The organism is Streptomyces sp. SLBN-8D4 (genome assembly GCF_049739545.1).
Taxonomy (GTDB): Bacteria; Actinomycetota; Actinomycetes; order Streptomycetales; family Streptomycetaceae; genus Streptomyces; species Streptomyces canus_C.
Window position 1 is genome coordinate 9,369,439 of sequence record NZ_JBMGQC010000001.1, and the last position, 15,769, is coordinate 9,385,207.

Here is a 15,769-nt window from a genome sequence, read left to right on the forward strand (position 1 = left end):
CACCAGGCGCCCGGCGCGAGGCCTTCCTCACGCCTCGGGCGCGTCCCCGAAGTCCGGGATCTCCAGCCTGGCTCCACCCTGCCGCGCCGAGTCGTGCGCGACGATGCCCGGCAGGGTGTAGCGGGCCGCCACCCAGGCGTTCACCGACGCCAGGGTGCGGCTGTTCACCGCGGTCACGAAGTCGTCCACCAGGAAGTGGTGGCTGCCCTCGTGGCCGTTGTGCAGGTGGTCGAACTCCCGCGGCAGCCGCGCCCGGTCGTGCACCGGCGCCGACCCGGACGTGAACGCGGCCCGCAGGTCCGGCGCGATGTGCTGGAGTGACGGATCGTCAGGAGCCATGGTGGGCTTGGGTTCCAGGAGCTCGCTGATGTCCTGCACGCCCTTCTTGTCCTGCCACAGGGCGACCGTGGCGAGTTGCTCCATGCTCGCCTCGGTCCCGAAGAACCGGAAACGCGACTCCCGGATGTGGGAGGGGTAGCCCACCCGCCGGAACTCGTTCGTACGGAACGACCCGCCGCCCGCCACCTCGAACAGCGCGGTCGCGTTGGAGAAGTCGTTGCCGAACTGGCTGACCTCCCTGTCGAACACGCCGTCCCCGCGGTCGTCGACCACCCCGATCGCCGACACGCTCACCGCGTGCGTCTGCCAGGCGCCGAGCACCCCGCCCACCGAGTGCGTGGGGTAGAGCAGCGGGGGATAGCTGGCGGTCTCCTTCCACTTCTCGCCGCCGCTGTACTGGTACGCCTCGTAGAACCCCAGGTCCATGTCGTGGACGTAGTCGCCCTCGGCGTAGAAGAGCCGTCCGAAGGCGCCCTCGGCGATCTGGTTGCGGGCGTGCACGGTCGCGGGGTTGTACTGGCTGGTCTCGCCCATCATGTACGTCAGCCCGGTCGCCCGGACCGCGTCGATGATCGCCGCGATCTCCTCGGTGGTGATCGCCATGGGGACCGCGGAGTACACGTGCTTGCCGGCGTTCAGGCCCTGGAGCACCAGGGGTCCGTGCGTCCAGCGCTGGGTGAAGATCGCTACCGCGTCGACCTCCTTCGACTCCAGCATGGCCTCGTACGTGGGGAAGGTGCCGGCCAGCCCCTGCGCCGAGGCGAGCTGCTCGGCCCGTTCGGGCAGCAGATCGGTGACGTACACGTCGCCGACACCGGGGTGGGCCTGGAACAGCGTGGCGAACTGGCCGGAGAACTGGCCGGCGCCGACGATGCCGAGGGAGAACGTCATGGAGTGCGTGCCCTTCACTGGTCGCGGGATCACTGCGAGAGGATCAGGTTGATCTGGTCGTTGGTCTCGTCGAGGCTGGTCACGGACCGGCCGTTGCCGAAGATGTCCTGCATGGCGGGATGCATCAACGCGTACACGTCCGCCGCGTAGTTGGTGATGGGGTAGGAGAAGGTCGTGAAGTCCTTCTTGTCGGCGACCGGCTCGGTGAAGGCCGTGACGTCGATCCCCTTCTTCTTGTAGGCGGCCACCGCGGCGGCGGTGCCGTCAGGAGTGGCAGGGAAGACGATGCCGTAACCGCCCACCGTCTTCTGGCACTCGTCGGACGCCAGGTACTTCACCCACCTGCGGGCGCCCTCCTTGTTGCGGGCGTTCTTGGTGATGGAGTCGGCGAGCCCGTTCATCATGGTGGCCCGCTTGCCGGTGGGGCCCTCGGGGGTGACGGCGGTGCGCATGTCGAGGCCCTTGAACCCGGCGTAGGTCGAGATCATCCAGGCCCCGTCGAAGGCGGTCGCCGCCTTGCCCGCCGCGATCTGGGTGTTGGCCTGGTTGGACTGGGAGTTGTAGTCGGTGAAGGGCGCCATGTAGCCCTTCTTCGCCAGTCCGAAGTACCACTTGACGGCGGACTGGAAGGCGGGGCCGTCGTACCGGTACTTCGTGCCCCACCGCTTCTTGGCGGTGTAGCTCCAGCCGGCGGAGGCGGTGAAGGTGCTCCACTGGGTCTGGCCGTCGCCGTCCCCGCCGCCGTTGGTGGCGAGGCCGTAGACCTTGACATTGTGCTTGTCGAAGCCCGGTTCGTCGCCCCGCTTGCCGTTCCTGTCGACGGTGAGGTGGGCGACGGCCTTCTCGAAGGTGCCGCCGTCCTTGGGGTTCCAGGCCAGATTGTTCAGCCGGTCCGCCGTGAGCCCGGCCGCGTCGGTCAGCTTCCTGTTGTAGAAGAGGGCGACGGTGTCCCAGTCCTTGGGGGCGCCGTAGCGGTGGCCGTCCTGCCCCATCCAGTTGGCCGCAAGCCCTGGCTGGTAGGCGGACTCGTCGATGCCCAGGTCGTCGAGGGGTTCGAGGACCTTCAGGTCGGCGAACTGGCCGAACTTCTGGATGTGGTCGGTGAACACGTCCGGTTCGGTGCCCGCGATGAAACTGGCGGTGAGCTTGGTCCAGTAGTCGTCCCAGCCCAACTGGGTTATCTTGACGTGGAGTCCGCGGTTCCGCCGCTCGAAGTCCGCGGCGCAGGCCTGGTAGGCGGGCTGCTGGTTGGAGTCCCACAGCCAGTACGTCACCGTGTTCGAGGACGACCCGGCGGAGCCGCTTCGGGCACACCCCGTCAGACACAGGGCCAGTGCGCCGGCCAGAGCGGTCAGCGTACGAAGTCGCATCAGTAGTCCCTCACTTGATCCCGGTGAAGCTGATGGTGGACACGATGCGGCGCGCGAAGAACCCGAACAGCAGCAGCATCGGCAGCGCGGCGATGAGCGTCGCCGCCATGAGGCCCGACCAGTCGACGCCCGTCTGCGGGGTCTGGGCCCGGAAGATGGCCAGCGCGACGGTCAGCACGCGGGAGCCGTCGCTGTAGGACACCATCAGCGGCCAGAAGTAGTCGTTCCAGGACGTGATGTACGTCAGCACGGCCAGGGTGAGGACCGGCGCGGAGGCCATCGGCAGCAGCACCCGGAAGAAGATCCGCACCTTCCCGGCGCCGTCCAGCAGGGCCGCCTCCTCGACCTCGCGGGGCACGTTCATGAAGAACTGCCGCAGGAAGAACACCGCGAACGGCGTCATGAACATCGTCGGCAGTGCGATGCCCAACAGGTTGTCGATCAGACCGAGTTCCTTGATGAGCACGAAGTTCGGCAGCAGCGTGAAGATGGTCGGCACCATCAGCCCGGCCAGGAACAGCGCGAACACCTGGTCGCGGCCCCGCCAGCGCAGCCGGGCGAAGGCGTAGGCGGCCATCGCGGAGAAGAAGATCTGGCAGACGGTCACCAGGGTCGAGACGATCACCGAGTTGAGCAGATAGCGCCAGAACTTCAGCCCGCCGCCCGCACCGCCCTGCGCGATCGCGTCCTTCGTGGACTCCAGGCCCAGGGCGCGGGCGAATCCGGTGCCGGTCGGGTCCACCGGCAGTGGGTCGGAGGCGTGGGCGGCGAGGCCGGAGTTGGTGGACAGCGCGGTGCGCAGGATCCAGTAGAACGGCAGCAGGGTCACGAGCACGATCGCGCCCATCGCCGTCCAGGCCAGGACCCGGCCGGGGGTGAGGGGGCGGCGCCCGGTGGGCCGTACACGTGTCGTCGTGGGCGTGGTGGTGGTCACGGCAGCCATGTGGACTCCTTCCGGGTCAGCCGAGATCGGTCTGGCCGGCCCGGGTGAGCCGGTACTGCAGGACGGTGATCGCGCTCAGCACGACAAGGAGGGCGACGGACATCGCGGACGCGTAGCCGAACTGGAAGCGGCCGAAGGCCGATTGGTAGATGTAGAACTGGAGCACGTTGGTCGCGTTCGCCGGGCCGCCCCCGGTGGTCACGGCGACCGTGTCGAACACCTGGAACGAACCGATCACCGTCATGATCAGGACGACCGCAAGGACCGGACGCAGCAGCGGCATCGTGATCCGCCAGAACATCCGCCACTCGCTCGCGCCGTCCACCTTCGCCGCCTCGTACATGTCGTTCGGGATGGCCATGAGCCCCGCGAACAGCAGCAGCGCGGTGTAGCCGACGTGCCGCCACACGTTGATCAGGGCGATCGTCGGGATCGCCCAGGTCTCGTCGGCGAGGAAGGGGACGCGGTCGAAGCCGAGCCCGGCGATGATCTCGTTGCCGATGCCGAGCTGGTTGTCGAGGATCCACAGCCAGACCAGACCCGCGACGACGTTCGACATCAGATACGGCGTCAGCACGATCCCGCGCAGCAGCGGGGACTGCGTGAGGCGCTGCAGGAGCACGGCGATGGCCAGGGCGGACACCGTCTGGACACCGATGTTGATGACCACGTACTCCACGGTGACCTTCAGCGACTCCCAGAAGATGGGGTCGTGGATCATCCGGTCGTAGTTGGCGAACCCCACCCACTCCGCCGGGGTCAGAAGATTGAAGCGGGTGAAGCTCAGATAGATGCCCCGCAGCGTCGGCCAGAGCAGGAAGACCACGAAGCCCACCAGGGCCGGGGCGATGAACACCGCGGCCAGACGCCCGTCACCCCCGTTCGACCCGCCTGGGAGCCGGTCCGTGCCCGGTTCGGTCCGTGCCCCCTCGGCGCCGCCGAGCGGCAGACGCGACGGAGGGCTGCTGGAGGCGATGGTCATCGGGAGACTCCCTCGTCTTCGGTGGCTCGTCCTCGGCCACTTACTTTTGTCTCGAAAGAATCCAACCGTCAAGAGGTGGGGCGGTGCCTTTTCAGGACAGCCTTCGTGACCTTAATCTGGGTGCATTGCTTTTATGGTGAAAGAAATCATGTGGGAGTCTGACCTTCATGACCGCAGTTGCCGCCAGCTGGCTACCCCTGAGCGCCGGTGAGCGCTCGGTGGCGATCGAGGTGCTCGTCCACGGCCCGCTGTCGCGTACCGAACTCGCCCGCCGCCTCGACCTCTCCGCCGGCAGCCTCACCCGGCTGACCAAACCGCTCATCGAGTCGGGTCTGCTGATCGAGGTCCCCGAGGCGGGCACCCCGGCCGAGGTGCGCCAGGGGCGCCCCTCGCAGCCCCTCGACGTCGTCGCCGAATCCCGGTCCTTCATCGGCTTCAAGATCACGGAGGACATGGTCTACGGCGTCGTCACCACCCTCCGGAGCGAGATCGTCGCCCGCCACGACCGGCCCCTTGTCAGCCACGACCCCGCCGAAGTCGCCGACCTGCTCGCGGAGATGACCCACGAGCTGGCCCGCGCGTACCCGCGGCTCGCCGGTATCGGCATCGGGGTCGGCGGCTTCGTCCAGGAGCGTGCCGTGGTCGGCGAGTCCCCGTTCCTGCACTGGCGGGACGTCCCCCTCGGAGAACTCGTCGAGGAGCGCACGGGGTTGCCGGTGGTCGTCGAGAACGACGTCGCCGCCCTCGTCGAGGCCGAGACGTGGTTCGGCGCGGGACGCGGCCTCGACCGCTTCGTCGTCCTCACCATCGGCGCAGGCATCGGCTACGGCCTGGTCCTCGGCGGCCGGCGCGTCCCCTACGCCGAGGAGGACCGGGGCTTCGGGCGGCACTGGATCATCGACCCCAACGGGCCCCTCACGCCCGACGGCAACCGCGGCAGCGCCGTCTCCCTGCTCACCATCCCCAACATCCGCTACCAGGTGCAGGCCGCCACCGGCCGCGACCACAGCTACGAGGAGATCCTCGCCCTCGCCGCGGCGGGCGACCCCATGCCCGCCCGTGTCATCGACGAGGCCGGGCGCGCTCTCGGTGTCCTCGTCGCCCAGATCGCCAACTTCGCCATGCCGCAGAAGATCATGCTCGCCGGAGAGGGCGTCGGGCTGATGGACGTGGCCGGCAAGACCGTGGAGGACACGATCCGCGCCCGCCGCCACCCCCTGGCCACCCCGATCGACCTGGAGACCAGAGTGTCCGACTTTCACGACTGGGCCCGCGGAGCCGCCGTACTGGCGATCCAGGTGCTGGTCCTCGGTGTGGCCGAAGTGTGAAGCGGGCCACAGGTCTTGACAGGGAGGCGCAAGCACAGGGACGTGATCAGCAACACGATCCGATATGCCCGTTTCTGTTGTGATTACTCACGGCGCCTTCACTTCCGGAGCCGTATGCTTCACACCATGTCCACCACTGTTGAACCCGTGACCGATCGATCGGCCGACGAGGTCAACGAGGAGATCCGGGCCCTGTGGCGCCGGGCGGGCGGGACACTGAGCGGCGAGCAGCGCGAGGAATATCAGCGCCTCGTCCTGGAGTGGGCCGCCGCCGCTCCGCAGCCGGTCCGGGCGGCCTGACCCCGAGGACCTCCCCGGGGCATCACCGCCCCGTCCCTGGGCACCCCTGACGGGATGGGCCCTCTCCTCGCACTGACCTCGGCGGTCTGCTACGGCATCGTCGACTTCACCGGCGGTCTGCTGTCCCGTCGCGCGCACTTCGCGGCCGTCACCTTTCTCGGCCAGGTCGGCGGCCTGCTGCTCGCGACCACGGCCGCGCTGCTCCTTCCCGCCGACTCCGTACGGCCCGTCGACCTCCTGTGGGGCGCGCTCTCCGGCGTCGGGAGCGGCGCCGCCATGCACTTTCTCAACCGGGGCCTCAGCCACGGCGCGATGAGCGTCGTCGTACCTGTGAGCGCCGTCACCGGGGTCGGCCTCTCCGTGGTGTGCGGGGTGCTGCTGGGGGACCGGCCGACGGCCGTGGCCTGGCTGGGGATCGTCCTCGTCCCCGACGGGCTGCTGGCCAGTGCCGGCGTCGCCCTCCAGTACATCGCCCTCGCCCAGGCCGGTGCCGCTGGCGGACTGTGGCCGGTGGCCGCCGGACGGGTGGCCGCCGTACTCGTGCTGCTGCCCTCGGCGGCACGTCACCCCCGGCGCCTGCGCCTGCCGCCTCTGCCCGCCGTCCAGGCGGTGCTCGTCGGAGCGGGGGCCGCCCTCGCGCTCATCCTCTATCTGCTGGCCGCCCAGCGGCAGTTGCTGGCCGTCGCGGTGGTCCTGGCCTCCCTCTACCCGGCCCTTCCCGTGATCCTCGGACTCGCCCTGCTGCACGAGCGCCTGAGCCCCAAGCAGATGGTGGGCCTGCTGGGGGCGGGGATCGCCACGGTCCTGCTCAGCCTGGGATGAGAAGCCCGGGCTGAGCAGGACCGTGGCTCAGCCCCAAGTCGCCCCGTAATACCGCTGATACGCCCTGCGGTCCTGCTCCGAGCGGATGTACCGCGTCGCCACCAGCGCGATCAGACTCCCGCCGAGGACCAGCAGACCGGGCCCCACGTTCCGGGTGTCCGTGAGCCGGCTCAGCAGGGGCGTGCCCTGGGCCCCCTGCACCGCGGCCGAGGAACCGGGAGAGGCGGCACCGGGAGCGATCGAGCCCTGTGCGGAGGTGGCCGACGGTGCGGGGGAGGCCCCGCCGGCGGCCGTCGGGTTCGACACGATCAAACGCATGCCCAGTGCCGTCAGCGCCTTCGTCACCGGCTGGAAGAACGTCGTCCCGCCCTGGGTGCAGTCACCGCTGCCGCCCGAGGTGATGCCGAGCGCGATCCCCTCGGAGAACATCGGACCGCCGCTGTCCCCGGGCTCGGCGCACACATTCGTCTCGATCAGCCCGGTGACCGTGCCCTCCGGGTAGTTCACCGTCGAGTTGACCCCTGTCACCTGACCGTCGCGCAGCCCGCTGGTGCTGCCGCTGCGGAACACCCGCTGGCCGATGGACGGATCGCCCGCGCCGGTGATCTGCACGCCCTTGCCGTTGCCGATGAAGACGACACCGGCGCCGTCGCCCGCCTTCCCGTCGGCGTACTGCACCAGCGAGAAGTCGTTGCCCGGGAAGCTCTGCGTGACCGTCTTGCCGAGCTGGTTGGTACCCCCGGTGTCCGCGAACCAGGTCGAACCGGTGGGGCCGCAGTGCCCGGCCGTGAGGATGAAGTCGCTCTGGCCGTTGGTCACGTTGAAGCCGGCCGAACAGCGTCCGCCGGTCGACAGGATCGGCTGGGCCCCGTTCAGGCGGGGCGTGAAGCTGCCCTCGGTGCGCTCCATGCGGACGAAGCCGCCGATGCCGTGGGCGACCTTCGTCATCGTGGCCCAGTCGGACGCCGAGACGGTGCTGTCGCCCTGCACCACCACCTCGTTGGTCCGGTAGTCCATGGACCAGGCGGTCCCGGCGACCCGGGGCGCGGAACGCAGCGTCTTCGCCGCCGACTTGAGCTCGTCCATGCTGTGCCCGACGACCTTCGGCCTGGCACCCGCGGCGCGTACCTCGGCGGCCGCCTGCTCGTCGGTGACCGCGACGACCGGCTTGCCGTCGGCGCCGATCCAGGTGCCGGCGGTACGGGAGCTGCCGAGCCGAGACACGAGATCCTCCCCCGTCCGCCCCGCCTCCATGGCGTAGGTGCGCGGCACGGCGGTGGTCGCGGGAGGCTCGCTGGCGACGGCCCGCGTGACCATCGCACCCCCCAGGAGGAGTCCGCCGACTGCCGCCAGCCGTGTCACTCGCCGGACGACCCGTCGTCGTGCGTGCCTCATGCATGGCTCCCGAACCAGAACAAGCGGTGTCTGCACCGCGGGGCCCTCCGGTCGTTGAGCACCCTCCTTGCATACGCGCCCCGGGCCGGGCGCGTTCACGACAGGGGGTGATCCTGTACGGCGGGGGCCTGCGGGGGCGCTTCAACCAGCCACGCGTGGACCTGTGTTGGCCGGATCTCCCCGCATACGGCCCCCTTCCGGTGAGACCCGGGCTGTGCGCTCCGGTCGGCAGGGCGCGGCCCGCCCGTACACGTCCACGTGAGCCGAAGGGGCGTCGCCGGTCCGCATGTGCCGCTACTTGAGGGGCGCCATGTGGAAGACCTGCCATCCCTTGGGCCGAGCAGCAGGTCGACGGGGTGGTCCACGATGAAGGGCACGCACGCGCCCCGCCCCCGTGCTCCACACCCCGCGACCCGCACCGCACCGGCGCGCACCGCACCTGCGCCGATCGAACATGTTTGCCTAGACTTCCGGCATGGACGACACGCCGCTGGAGCGGCTCGGTAACGGCAAGTACCTGCTGCTCACCAGCTTCCGGAAGAACGGCACGCCGGTCGCCACCCCCGTCTGGGTGGTCCGCGACGGGGAGGCGCTCGGCGCCTGGTCAGCCGCCGACTCCTGGAAGGTGAAGCGGATCAGGGCGCGCGCGGACGTCCTCGTCGGCCCCTGTGACGTGCGGGGCAACCCGACCGGCGACCAGATCCCGGCCACGGCGGAGATCTGTGACGCGGCGACCACCGCCCGCTACCGGCAGCTCCTGGCCCGGAAGTACGGCATCCTCGGCCGGCTCACGCTCCTCGGCAGCAGGCTGCGCCGGGGAACGGACGGGACGGTCGGAATCCGCGTGACCTTGTGACGAACGGGGCCCGGTCGGACCGGGCCCCGCTCAGAGGGTCAGCGCGAGCTGCCGGACGGCAGCGGGTTCACGGCCGGTCGAGCACCGTTCCCGTCAGCGCCGGCCGGCCGGGCAGCGGGTCGGCGTTGCGGTCGGTCAGCGCCAGGCGCATCGACTCGGTCGGCTCGGCGACCTGGTCCCGGACGGTCGGCGTGATGAAGTCCACGCTGGTGCTCCCGGGCGGGATGTTCAGCCACACCCACAGGTTCGCGTCGGACAGCCGGCGCTCGGGGTCGGGCGCGTCACCGGACCAGTCCTTGAGCCACTGCGGGTCCACGTCCTTGGTGGACAGCTCGGTGCCCTCGGTGACCGGAAGCACCCGCACCGGCTGCCAGATGTCCACCGTCACGGGCGCGTCGATGGACAGCCGCCAGGTCAGCGTCTCTCCCTCGGTCACCCGGTCCGCGACCGGCGACAGGGTGATCACCGGTTCGGGATCGTCGTTCTCTACGGTGAGCCCGCCCCGGTGACTGCCGATGACGGCGCTGTGGACGGCCTTGACCGCGATGTCGTGCTGCACGTCCTCGCCGTAGACCGTGTCGCCCTTCACCTCGACCGGCACGTCGATCGCGTGGCTGCCGGGCCGCACCGTCACCAGCTTGCTCTGGGCCCGGCCGCTGTCCGGTTCGAGGACGTACACCCGGACCTGGCCGCTGCCGTGCCCGGAGATCTTGACCGGGATCCGGTAGGTGCGGGTGCCCGAGTCGCCCTCCTTGACGATCGTGCGCCCCACGTCGACGCGGGGCAGCGCGGCCGCCTTGACCGCGGGAGTGCCCGGCGCCCAGCCCCAGGCGTCCATCAGCCAGGCCCGCCCGGACCGCGAACGGGGCGTCAGCTCAAGGGACTTCACGTGCCGGAGATCGAGCCCGGCCCGGGTCGCCGCCGTCAGCGGGACCCGCAGTTCCTGGGCCCAGTAGGACGCGGTCCTCGCGGAGCCCGGCAGGCCCGCCACCTCGGCCCGGCCCAGCGTCACCCGACGGCCCGCGGAGTCGGTGACGGACACGTCGAACTTCGTACCGATCGTGTTCGGCGGAACGAAGACCCGCAGCGCGAGCTTCTGGGAGCCGTGCAGGGAGAGCGGCTTGGCGGGGGTGACGCGTGCGGCCGCGCCCGGTGCGGACCACTTCAGGTCCACCGCGCCGCGGCCGGTCTCCTTCTCCGTCTCCCACCCTGCGAAGTGCGGGGACGAGCCGGGGGTCTCCGGGTCCAGACAGGCCACAGCCGGATCGGGGTCGATCGCCGAGCACAGCCGGGCACCGGTCACCTTGACCCCGGCGTCGGGCAGGAAGCCGCCGCCGCGGCGGCCGCCGACGGCGTGGGGTGGTCAGCACCCGGGCCGGGTCGGCGGACGGGGCCCGCTTGCCGGAACCGTCGAGGAGCGGACGCACCCGGTCGTCCCCGGCGACGAAGAGCCGGGCCGCCGCGGCGATGTAGGTGGATCCCGCCTTGTGCTGCTGGGCGGCGGTCAGCCGGGTCGGGGCGCCCGGCGTGCACACCGGGTCGGTCTGGTCCGGGTCGGTCCCGAAGTCGTCCTGGGCCGGGGCCTCGGCCTGGCCCGGAGTCCACTCGCTGTTGAAGTAGTTGTGGTTGGCGCCGACCACGTAGACCGCGCTGTGCAGCGCGGTGCCCCGGCTGACACCGCGGGTGCCGTCGACGAAGTCCTCGCCCTGGAGGTCGGAGACATCGCCATCGCAGCCCGGCAGCAGGGTCACGGACGGCACGTCGGCGACCGGATTCTGGCCGAAGATCGTCGGTCCGATCAGCACGGTCCCGCGGATCTTCCAGCGCACCGGCCCCCGGTAACCGTCCGCGGCGGCGGGCGGCGGGTAGAGGCTGTCCATGGCGGCCCGGTTGACGCCCTCGCCGCCACGCGAGTGGCCGACGAGCAGGACCCGGGAGAGGTCGGCCTTCGGGGCCTGGCGTACGACGGCCGGGGCGGTGGAGCGGTGGGCGGCCCAGTCGGCCCAGTGGGCGAGGTGCTGCCGTACCAGCGAGGAACGCGCCTGCGCGCCGGCGTCCTCGGCCTGCCAGTCCTGGGCGTTGATGCCGTTGGCCGAGATCGACACGGTCACATAGCCCTGGGAGGCCAGGAGTTTCTGGTCGCGCAGGTAGCCCTTGTCGCTGGGGATCGGCTTGTAGCCGTCCGCGCAGGGCCAGTCGATGGTCGTGTCGTCCTCGCTGCCCGGCTTGTAGCAGGTGGAGTGGCGGCCGTGCAGGAACAGCGCGAGGGGCCGGCTGCCGGCGGCACCCTTGGGCGCCACCACCTGGGCCCGCATCTCGACCGGGGTGGCGAAGCCCGGCAGGCGCACGGGGGCGAGGTCGTACGAGCCGCTGACCGTGCGGTACGAGCCGGGCTTCCCGGGATCGACACCGTTCGCCGGTGCCTGCGCGGGGAGCCGCACCCCTGGTGCGTCGGACTCGCGCGGCTGGTCGGCCGCCGCGTCCAACCGGCGTCCCGCGGCGGTGACTTGCAGGTCGGTCAGTGCGGTGGAGCCGACCTCGTCGAGGGCGAGCCGGAAGGTCCGCCCGTCCTTCGCCGGCTTCGGTACACCGAGCAGCCGGTCGCCTGCGCGGAACTCCACGCGCGCGTCCCCCGTGGGCACGGACTTCGACGCGCGCCAGACCAGCTCACGCGACCCGTGCTCCCCGTCGATCCGCCATCCCCGCGGAAGTCTGTTGTCGTCCGTAGTGCTCAACAGCCTTGTCTGGGACGGCTGTTGAGCCTGTGCCAGTCCGGGCGAGCCCGCCAGGGCCGCCAGCACCGCCACGGCGGTCACGCATATTCGCCGGGCAGGGTTCAATGGTTCTCTCCTCAAAACCCCGTGCGCAGACGTCCCGTCGGTCCCGGGCGCCTCTCGCGTCACGTAGGACGGGGGAGGGGTGTCTGTGGGTTGTCTGTGCGCAACCGGGGATCGCGGGCCGACGACGCGAACAAGCCAACGACGTCGCGGGGACTAGCGGATCACCGGTCGGGGGAGGCGCTGTCCATGAGCCGAACTCCCCACCTCCGCGCGGCCGTCGTCGGCACCGGCCACCGCGCCCAGCTGTTCACCCGGGCCCTCGCCGCACGCCCCGGCCACCGCGTCGCCGCCCTGTGCGATCCCAGTCCCACCCGTATGGCCTTCCACAACCGTCTGCTGGCCGAGGCCGGCGAACCCGCCGCCGCCCAGGGGGAGCCTGAACACTTCGCCCGCCTGCTCGCCGAGGAGGGCATCGACGAGGTCGTCGTCACCACAGTCGACGCCGAACACGACCGCTACATCGTCCCCGCGCTCCAGGCGGGCTGCCGGGTGGTCACCGAGAAGCCGATGACCGTGGACGCCGACCGCTGCGCCCGCATCCTGGACACGGTCAAGGCCACGGGCAACTCCCTCACCGTCGCCTTCAACTACCGCTTCAACCCCGTGCACGAGAAGGTGCGTGCCCTGCTCGCCGACGGGGCGATCGGCGAGATCCTCTCCGTGCACTTCGAATGGCTCCTCGACACCCGGCACGGAGCCGACTACTTCCGCCGCTGGCACCGTGAGAAGCGGTACAGCGGTGGCCTGATGGTCCACAAGGCGAGCCACCACTTCGACCTGGTCAACTGGTGGCTCGCCGACGAGCCGCAGGAGGTCTTCGGCTACGGGCGGCTCGGCTTCTACGGCCCTGAGGCGGGCGCACGCCATGGCCTGCGCCGCGACTACACCCGGGCGCACGGGGCCGCCCCGGCCGCCGACGACCCCTTCGCCCTCGATCTCGCGGCCGACGACACCCTGCGGGCCCTGTATCTGGATGCGGAGCGGGACGACGGATACCTGCGCGACCGCAATGTCTTCGACGGGCCCGTCACCATCGAGGACGACATGGCACTCGTGGTCCGCCACGCCCGGGGGGCGACGATGACGTACCACCTCACCGCCTACTCCCCCTGGGAGGGCTACCGGGTCATGTTCAACGGCAGCGCGGGCCGGCTGGAACTGGAGGTCGAGGAGAGCCGCTGGCAGGCGCCCCGGACCAGGATCACCTCGGCGAGCGGCGCGCTGCACGGGGACACCGCGGCCGACCACGCGGGCGGCGCGCGTCTCACCCTGCGGCCCCTGTGGCAGCCCCCGGTCGACGTGCCGCTGGTCACCGCCCACGAAGCGCACGGCGGGGGAGACCCGCGCATGCTCGACGCCCTCTTCGGGCCGGTGGAGAGCGGTGCGGTGCCCGCGAGTGAGGACGCCGGTGCCGCGACACATCCGACGGCCACCGAACGGGACGGTGCCCTGGCGCTGGGCGTGGGCATCGCCGCCAACCGGTGCTTCGAGACGGGGCAGCCGGTGCGGGTGCGCGATCTGATCCCCGGGGCATGGTGAGACATGCGGGCCCGTGCGCCCCGCGCGGGACCGACGGCGCGTCAGCTCCAGGCGCGGTAGGGCTCGTCGAGGAGCTGGAACACCGGTTCGCCGCGGACCGGGTCCTTGGCCGTCGACATCCGCACCCGGTCACCGCTGTGGATCGCGGCGGGCGGGCCCATGACCCGGCCCCGGACGACGAAGCCCTCGGCCAGCTCGATCAGCGACACATTGCGGGCCGCGGGGGTGTTGCGGTGGACCACCGTGGAGTGGCGGACCGTGCCCACCCCCTCGCTGCGCTCCGTGCGCAGGTCTCCGCCCTGGCAGACCGGACACAGCAGCCGGTGGTACATCGCCGTGCCGCACCAGGTGCAGCGCTGGAAGAGGATCGCGTCCGTGGCCGGGGCGGCGGGCTCGAGCAAGCCCGTCCCGGATCCGGCTGCCTGACGAGCCATGCTTCCTGAGTGGTGGTACACGCTGGTCAACTCCCTGCGCTCGGCCGGAATCCCACGTGCTCGGGTAACCGTGCACGGACGTGCGCGGCTCCTCGTGCCGCCGTGCACATCGTCAGCGTATGGCACTGAGTGTCGGCCGTAAAGGTACTGCGTACCCTCTTTTTGGGCGGGCGGCTCGCGGGCTCCCCCGGCCGGTTCCGGCGCGGCTCAGTCCCGGTCGAGCGTGGACTCGATCTCCTGGACCACGCGCCACATAGGGGCGCCGCGGCGGGCGACGATCACCACCACGTCCTCGGGCGGCGCGTCGGCGGCCGGCGCTCCGGCCGCCCCGAAAGCGGCCTGGACATAGCCGAGCGCGTGCTCCACCGCCTCCTCGGCGTCGCCCTGCCCGTCCGAGCGCAGCCAGGAGCGCAGGGCGTTGTTGTGGGCCGCGGCCACGGCGGCGGCGATCACGTCGGCCCGCAGCGTTCCGTCGTGCAGCCCCTTCAGGCGCCCGCGCAGATACTCGGCGAAGGAGCGCTCGTAGCGCCACACCACGGACAGCTCATAGGCGCGCAGCCCCGGCACCTGCTTGGTGAGGCGGTAGCGCTGGACCGAGAAGGTCGGGTTCTCGGTGTACATGCGCAGCACCAGCCGCACCGCCTCGCAGACCCGTTCGAGCGGGTCGCACCCGGGGTCGCTCGCGGCCAGGAAGGCCGTCATGTCGGTCAGGCACCGCTCGTGGTCGGGGAAGACCACGTCCTCCTTGGACGGGAAGTACCGGAAGAACGAGCGGCGCCCGACCCCGGCGAGCGTGACGATGTCGTCGACGGTGGTCTGCTCGTAACCCCGTTCCAGGAACAACTGGAAGGCGGCCGCGACCAGCGCGTCCCGCATGGCGGGCTTGGTGGAGCTCATGGTCGCGAACGTAGCACCTGAAACGCCGTATGGCACTGGGTGCAGTCCCCCAGGGAACTGAGTGCTGTTCTCCGTGCGCTGAACTCCAGGACCCGCGGCGCCGTATCACTTGCCGGGGGCCGGCTCAGACCCGTGTGCGCGGGACGGAAGGAGACCAGGATGCCGACACCGTCCGACCGAGGGGCGTCGCCGGACCGGACGCCCCTCGAACCCATCAGGGTGCTGCGTCCGCGCCGTACCGACGCGCTCGCGGAGCTGATGAAGGACATGCCGCCCCGGGCGCCGGTCGGATACGACTCCTTCGCCTTGCCCGGGCCGCCGTCGGGAACCGAGGCGTCGACCCAGGAACTGCCGCCCGTCAGGGACGACCACGACCGCACGCGACGCTCCCGCGACATCCCCCGCGGCCGGGTGCCGGGACTGCGCCGTACGGCGATCGCGATGGCCGTGACCGCGGCCGCGGTGGTCGGCTTCGGCTGCGCGCTCCTGCTCGCGGACCGGGGGGAGACCACCGCCGCGGCGGCCCCGAGGCCGACCGCGACCCCGTCCGCAGCCCCCACACCCACCCCGACGGCCTCGGGCGCCACCGACCCCGACGGCTCCGGCACGCTCCGCCAGGGAGACAGCGGCCCCGAGGTGAGCGACCTCCAGGAACGTCTGCGGCACATCCCGAACGTGTACGACAACGGCTCCACCGACGGCACCTACGACACGACCCTGACCGAAGCCGTGGCCCGTTTCCAGCTCTGGTACGGCATCCGCGGCGACGAGGACGGCGTGTACGGCGACGACACACGGCGTGACCTGGAGTCCCGTACGGGCGGCTGATCGGG

13 protein-coding genes and 1 pseudogene are annotated in these 15,769 nt (G+C 71.0%); 6 read left to right on the forward strand and 8 right to left on the reverse strand.

The features are described 5' to 3' along the window. Positions 1 to 27: 27 nt before the first annotated feature. The 4 genes from RKD20_RS42530 to RKD20_RS42545 are packed head-to-tail and all read right to left on the reverse strand — an operon-like array spanning position 28 to position 4,525. Positions 28 to 1,230 carry a Gfo/Idh/MocA family protein gene (locus RKD20_RS42530; RefSeq protein WP_424883449.1) on the reverse strand — a complete coding sequence of 401 codons (1,203 nt, stop codon included), beginning with the start codon at positions 1,228 to 1,230 and terminating at the stop codon, positions 28 to 30. A gap of 29 nt (positions 1,231 to 1,259) precedes the next feature. Beyond that, positions 1,260 to 2,600 (reverse strand): ABC transporter substrate-binding protein, encoded by a 1,341-nt coding sequence (locus tag RKD20_RS42535; RefSeq protein ID WP_424882398.1) that lies wholly within the window; start codon positions 2,598 to 2,600, stop codon positions 1,260 to 1,262. A gap of 10 nt (positions 2,601 to 2,610) precedes the next feature. Beyond that, the gene (locus RKD20_RS42540) at positions 2,611 to 3,543 is read right to left on the reverse strand and encodes a carbohydrate ABC transporter permease (RefSeq protein WP_424882399.1); all 933 of its coding nucleotides are present in this window, start codon (positions 3,541 to 3,543) and stop codon (positions 2,611 to 2,613) included. A gap of 16 nt (positions 3,544 to 3,559) precedes the next feature. After that, positions 3,560 to 4,525, reverse strand: coding sequence for a carbohydrate ABC transporter permease (locus RKD20_RS42545; protein ID WP_424882400.1), 966 nt, complete (start codon positions 4,523 to 4,525; stop codon positions 3,560 to 3,562). 167 nt (positions 4,526 to 4,692) lie between these two features. On the opposite strand from RKD20_RS42545, the gene RKD20_RS42550 reads away from it, so the two are divergent. The 3 genes from RKD20_RS42550 to RKD20_RS42560 all read left to right on the forward strand — a co-directional run bounded on the left by RKD20_RS42550 (position 4,693) and on the right by RKD20_RS42560 (position 6,975). Next, positions 4,693 to 5,853 carry an ROK family protein gene (locus RKD20_RS42550; RefSeq protein WP_424882401.1) on the forward strand — a complete coding sequence of 387 codons (1,161 nt, stop codon included), beginning with the start codon at positions 4,693 to 4,695 and terminating at the stop codon, positions 5,851 to 5,853. Between the two features lie 114 nt (positions 5,854 to 5,967). Next, on the forward strand, positions 5,968 to 6,153 hold the full coding sequence (locus RKD20_RS42555; RefSeq protein WP_007386663.1) for a hypothetical protein: 186 nt from the start codon (positions 5,968 to 5,970) through the stop codon (positions 6,151 to 6,153). Positions 6,154 to 6,207: 54 nt separating this feature from the next. Further along, entirely contained in the window at positions 6,208 to 6,975 is a 768-nt protein-coding gene (locus RKD20_RS42560; RefSeq protein ID WP_424882402.1) for an EamA family transporter, read from the forward strand. A gap of 27 nt (positions 6,976 to 7,002) precedes the next feature. Here the strand turns inward: RKD20_RS42560 and RKD20_RS42565 are convergent, their stop codons facing one another. Continuing rightward, positions 7,003 to 8,370: a S1 family peptidase gene (locus RKD20_RS42565; RefSeq protein ID WP_424882403.1), complete on the reverse strand. Its 1,368-nt coding sequence runs from the start codon at positions 8,368 to 8,370 to the stop codon at positions 7,003 to 7,005. A gap of 475 nt (positions 8,371 to 8,845) precedes the next feature. Between RKD20_RS42565 and RKD20_RS42570 the strand changes: the two genes are divergently transcribed. Continuing rightward, positions 8,846 to 9,226, forward strand: a complete 381-nt coding sequence (locus RKD20_RS42570) for a PPOX class F420-dependent oxidoreductase (protein ID WP_424882404.1) — start codon at positions 8,846 to 8,848, stop codon at positions 9,224 to 9,226. Positions 9,227 to 9,293: 67 nt separating this feature from the next. Here the strand turns inward: RKD20_RS42570 and RKD20_RS42575 are convergent. Continuing rightward, positions 9,294 to 12,042 (reverse strand): annotated as a pseudogene (locus RKD20_RS42575) (hypothetical protein). A 210-nt stretch (positions 12,043 to 12,252) separates the two neighbouring features. Here RKD20_RS42575 and RKD20_RS42580 point away from each other — a divergent pair. Then, positions 12,253 to 13,605: a Gfo/Idh/MocA family protein gene (locus tag RKD20_RS42580; RefSeq protein WP_424882405.1), complete on the forward strand. Its 1,353-nt coding sequence runs from the start codon at positions 12,253 to 12,255 to the stop codon at positions 13,603 to 13,605. Positions 13,606 to 13,646: 41 nt separating this feature from the next. Here the strand turns inward: RKD20_RS42580 and RKD20_RS42585 are convergent, their stop codons facing one another. Together RKD20_RS42585 and RKD20_RS42590 are read right to left on the reverse strand one after the other, a co-directional pair. Then, positions 13,647 to 14,060: a Zn-ribbon domain-containing OB-fold protein gene (locus RKD20_RS42585; protein WP_391173952.1), complete on the reverse strand. Its 414-nt coding sequence runs from the start codon at positions 14,058 to 14,060 to the stop codon at positions 13,647 to 13,649. A gap of 186 nt (positions 14,061 to 14,246) precedes the next feature. Next, on the reverse strand, positions 14,247 to 14,936 hold the full coding sequence (locus RKD20_RS42590) for a TetR family transcriptional regulator (protein WP_424882406.1): 690 nt from the start codon (positions 14,934 to 14,936) through the stop codon (positions 14,247 to 14,249). A 159-nt stretch (positions 14,937 to 15,095) separates the two neighbouring features. On the opposite strand from RKD20_RS42590, the gene RKD20_RS42595 reads away from it, so the two are divergent. Beyond that, the gene (locus tag RKD20_RS42595; RefSeq protein ID WP_424882407.1) at positions 15,096 to 15,764 is read left to right on the forward strand and encodes a peptidoglycan-binding domain-containing protein; all 669 of its coding nucleotides are present in this window, start codon (positions 15,096 to 15,098) and stop codon (positions 15,762 to 15,764) included. Positions 15,765 to 15,769: the final 5 nt, after the last annotated feature.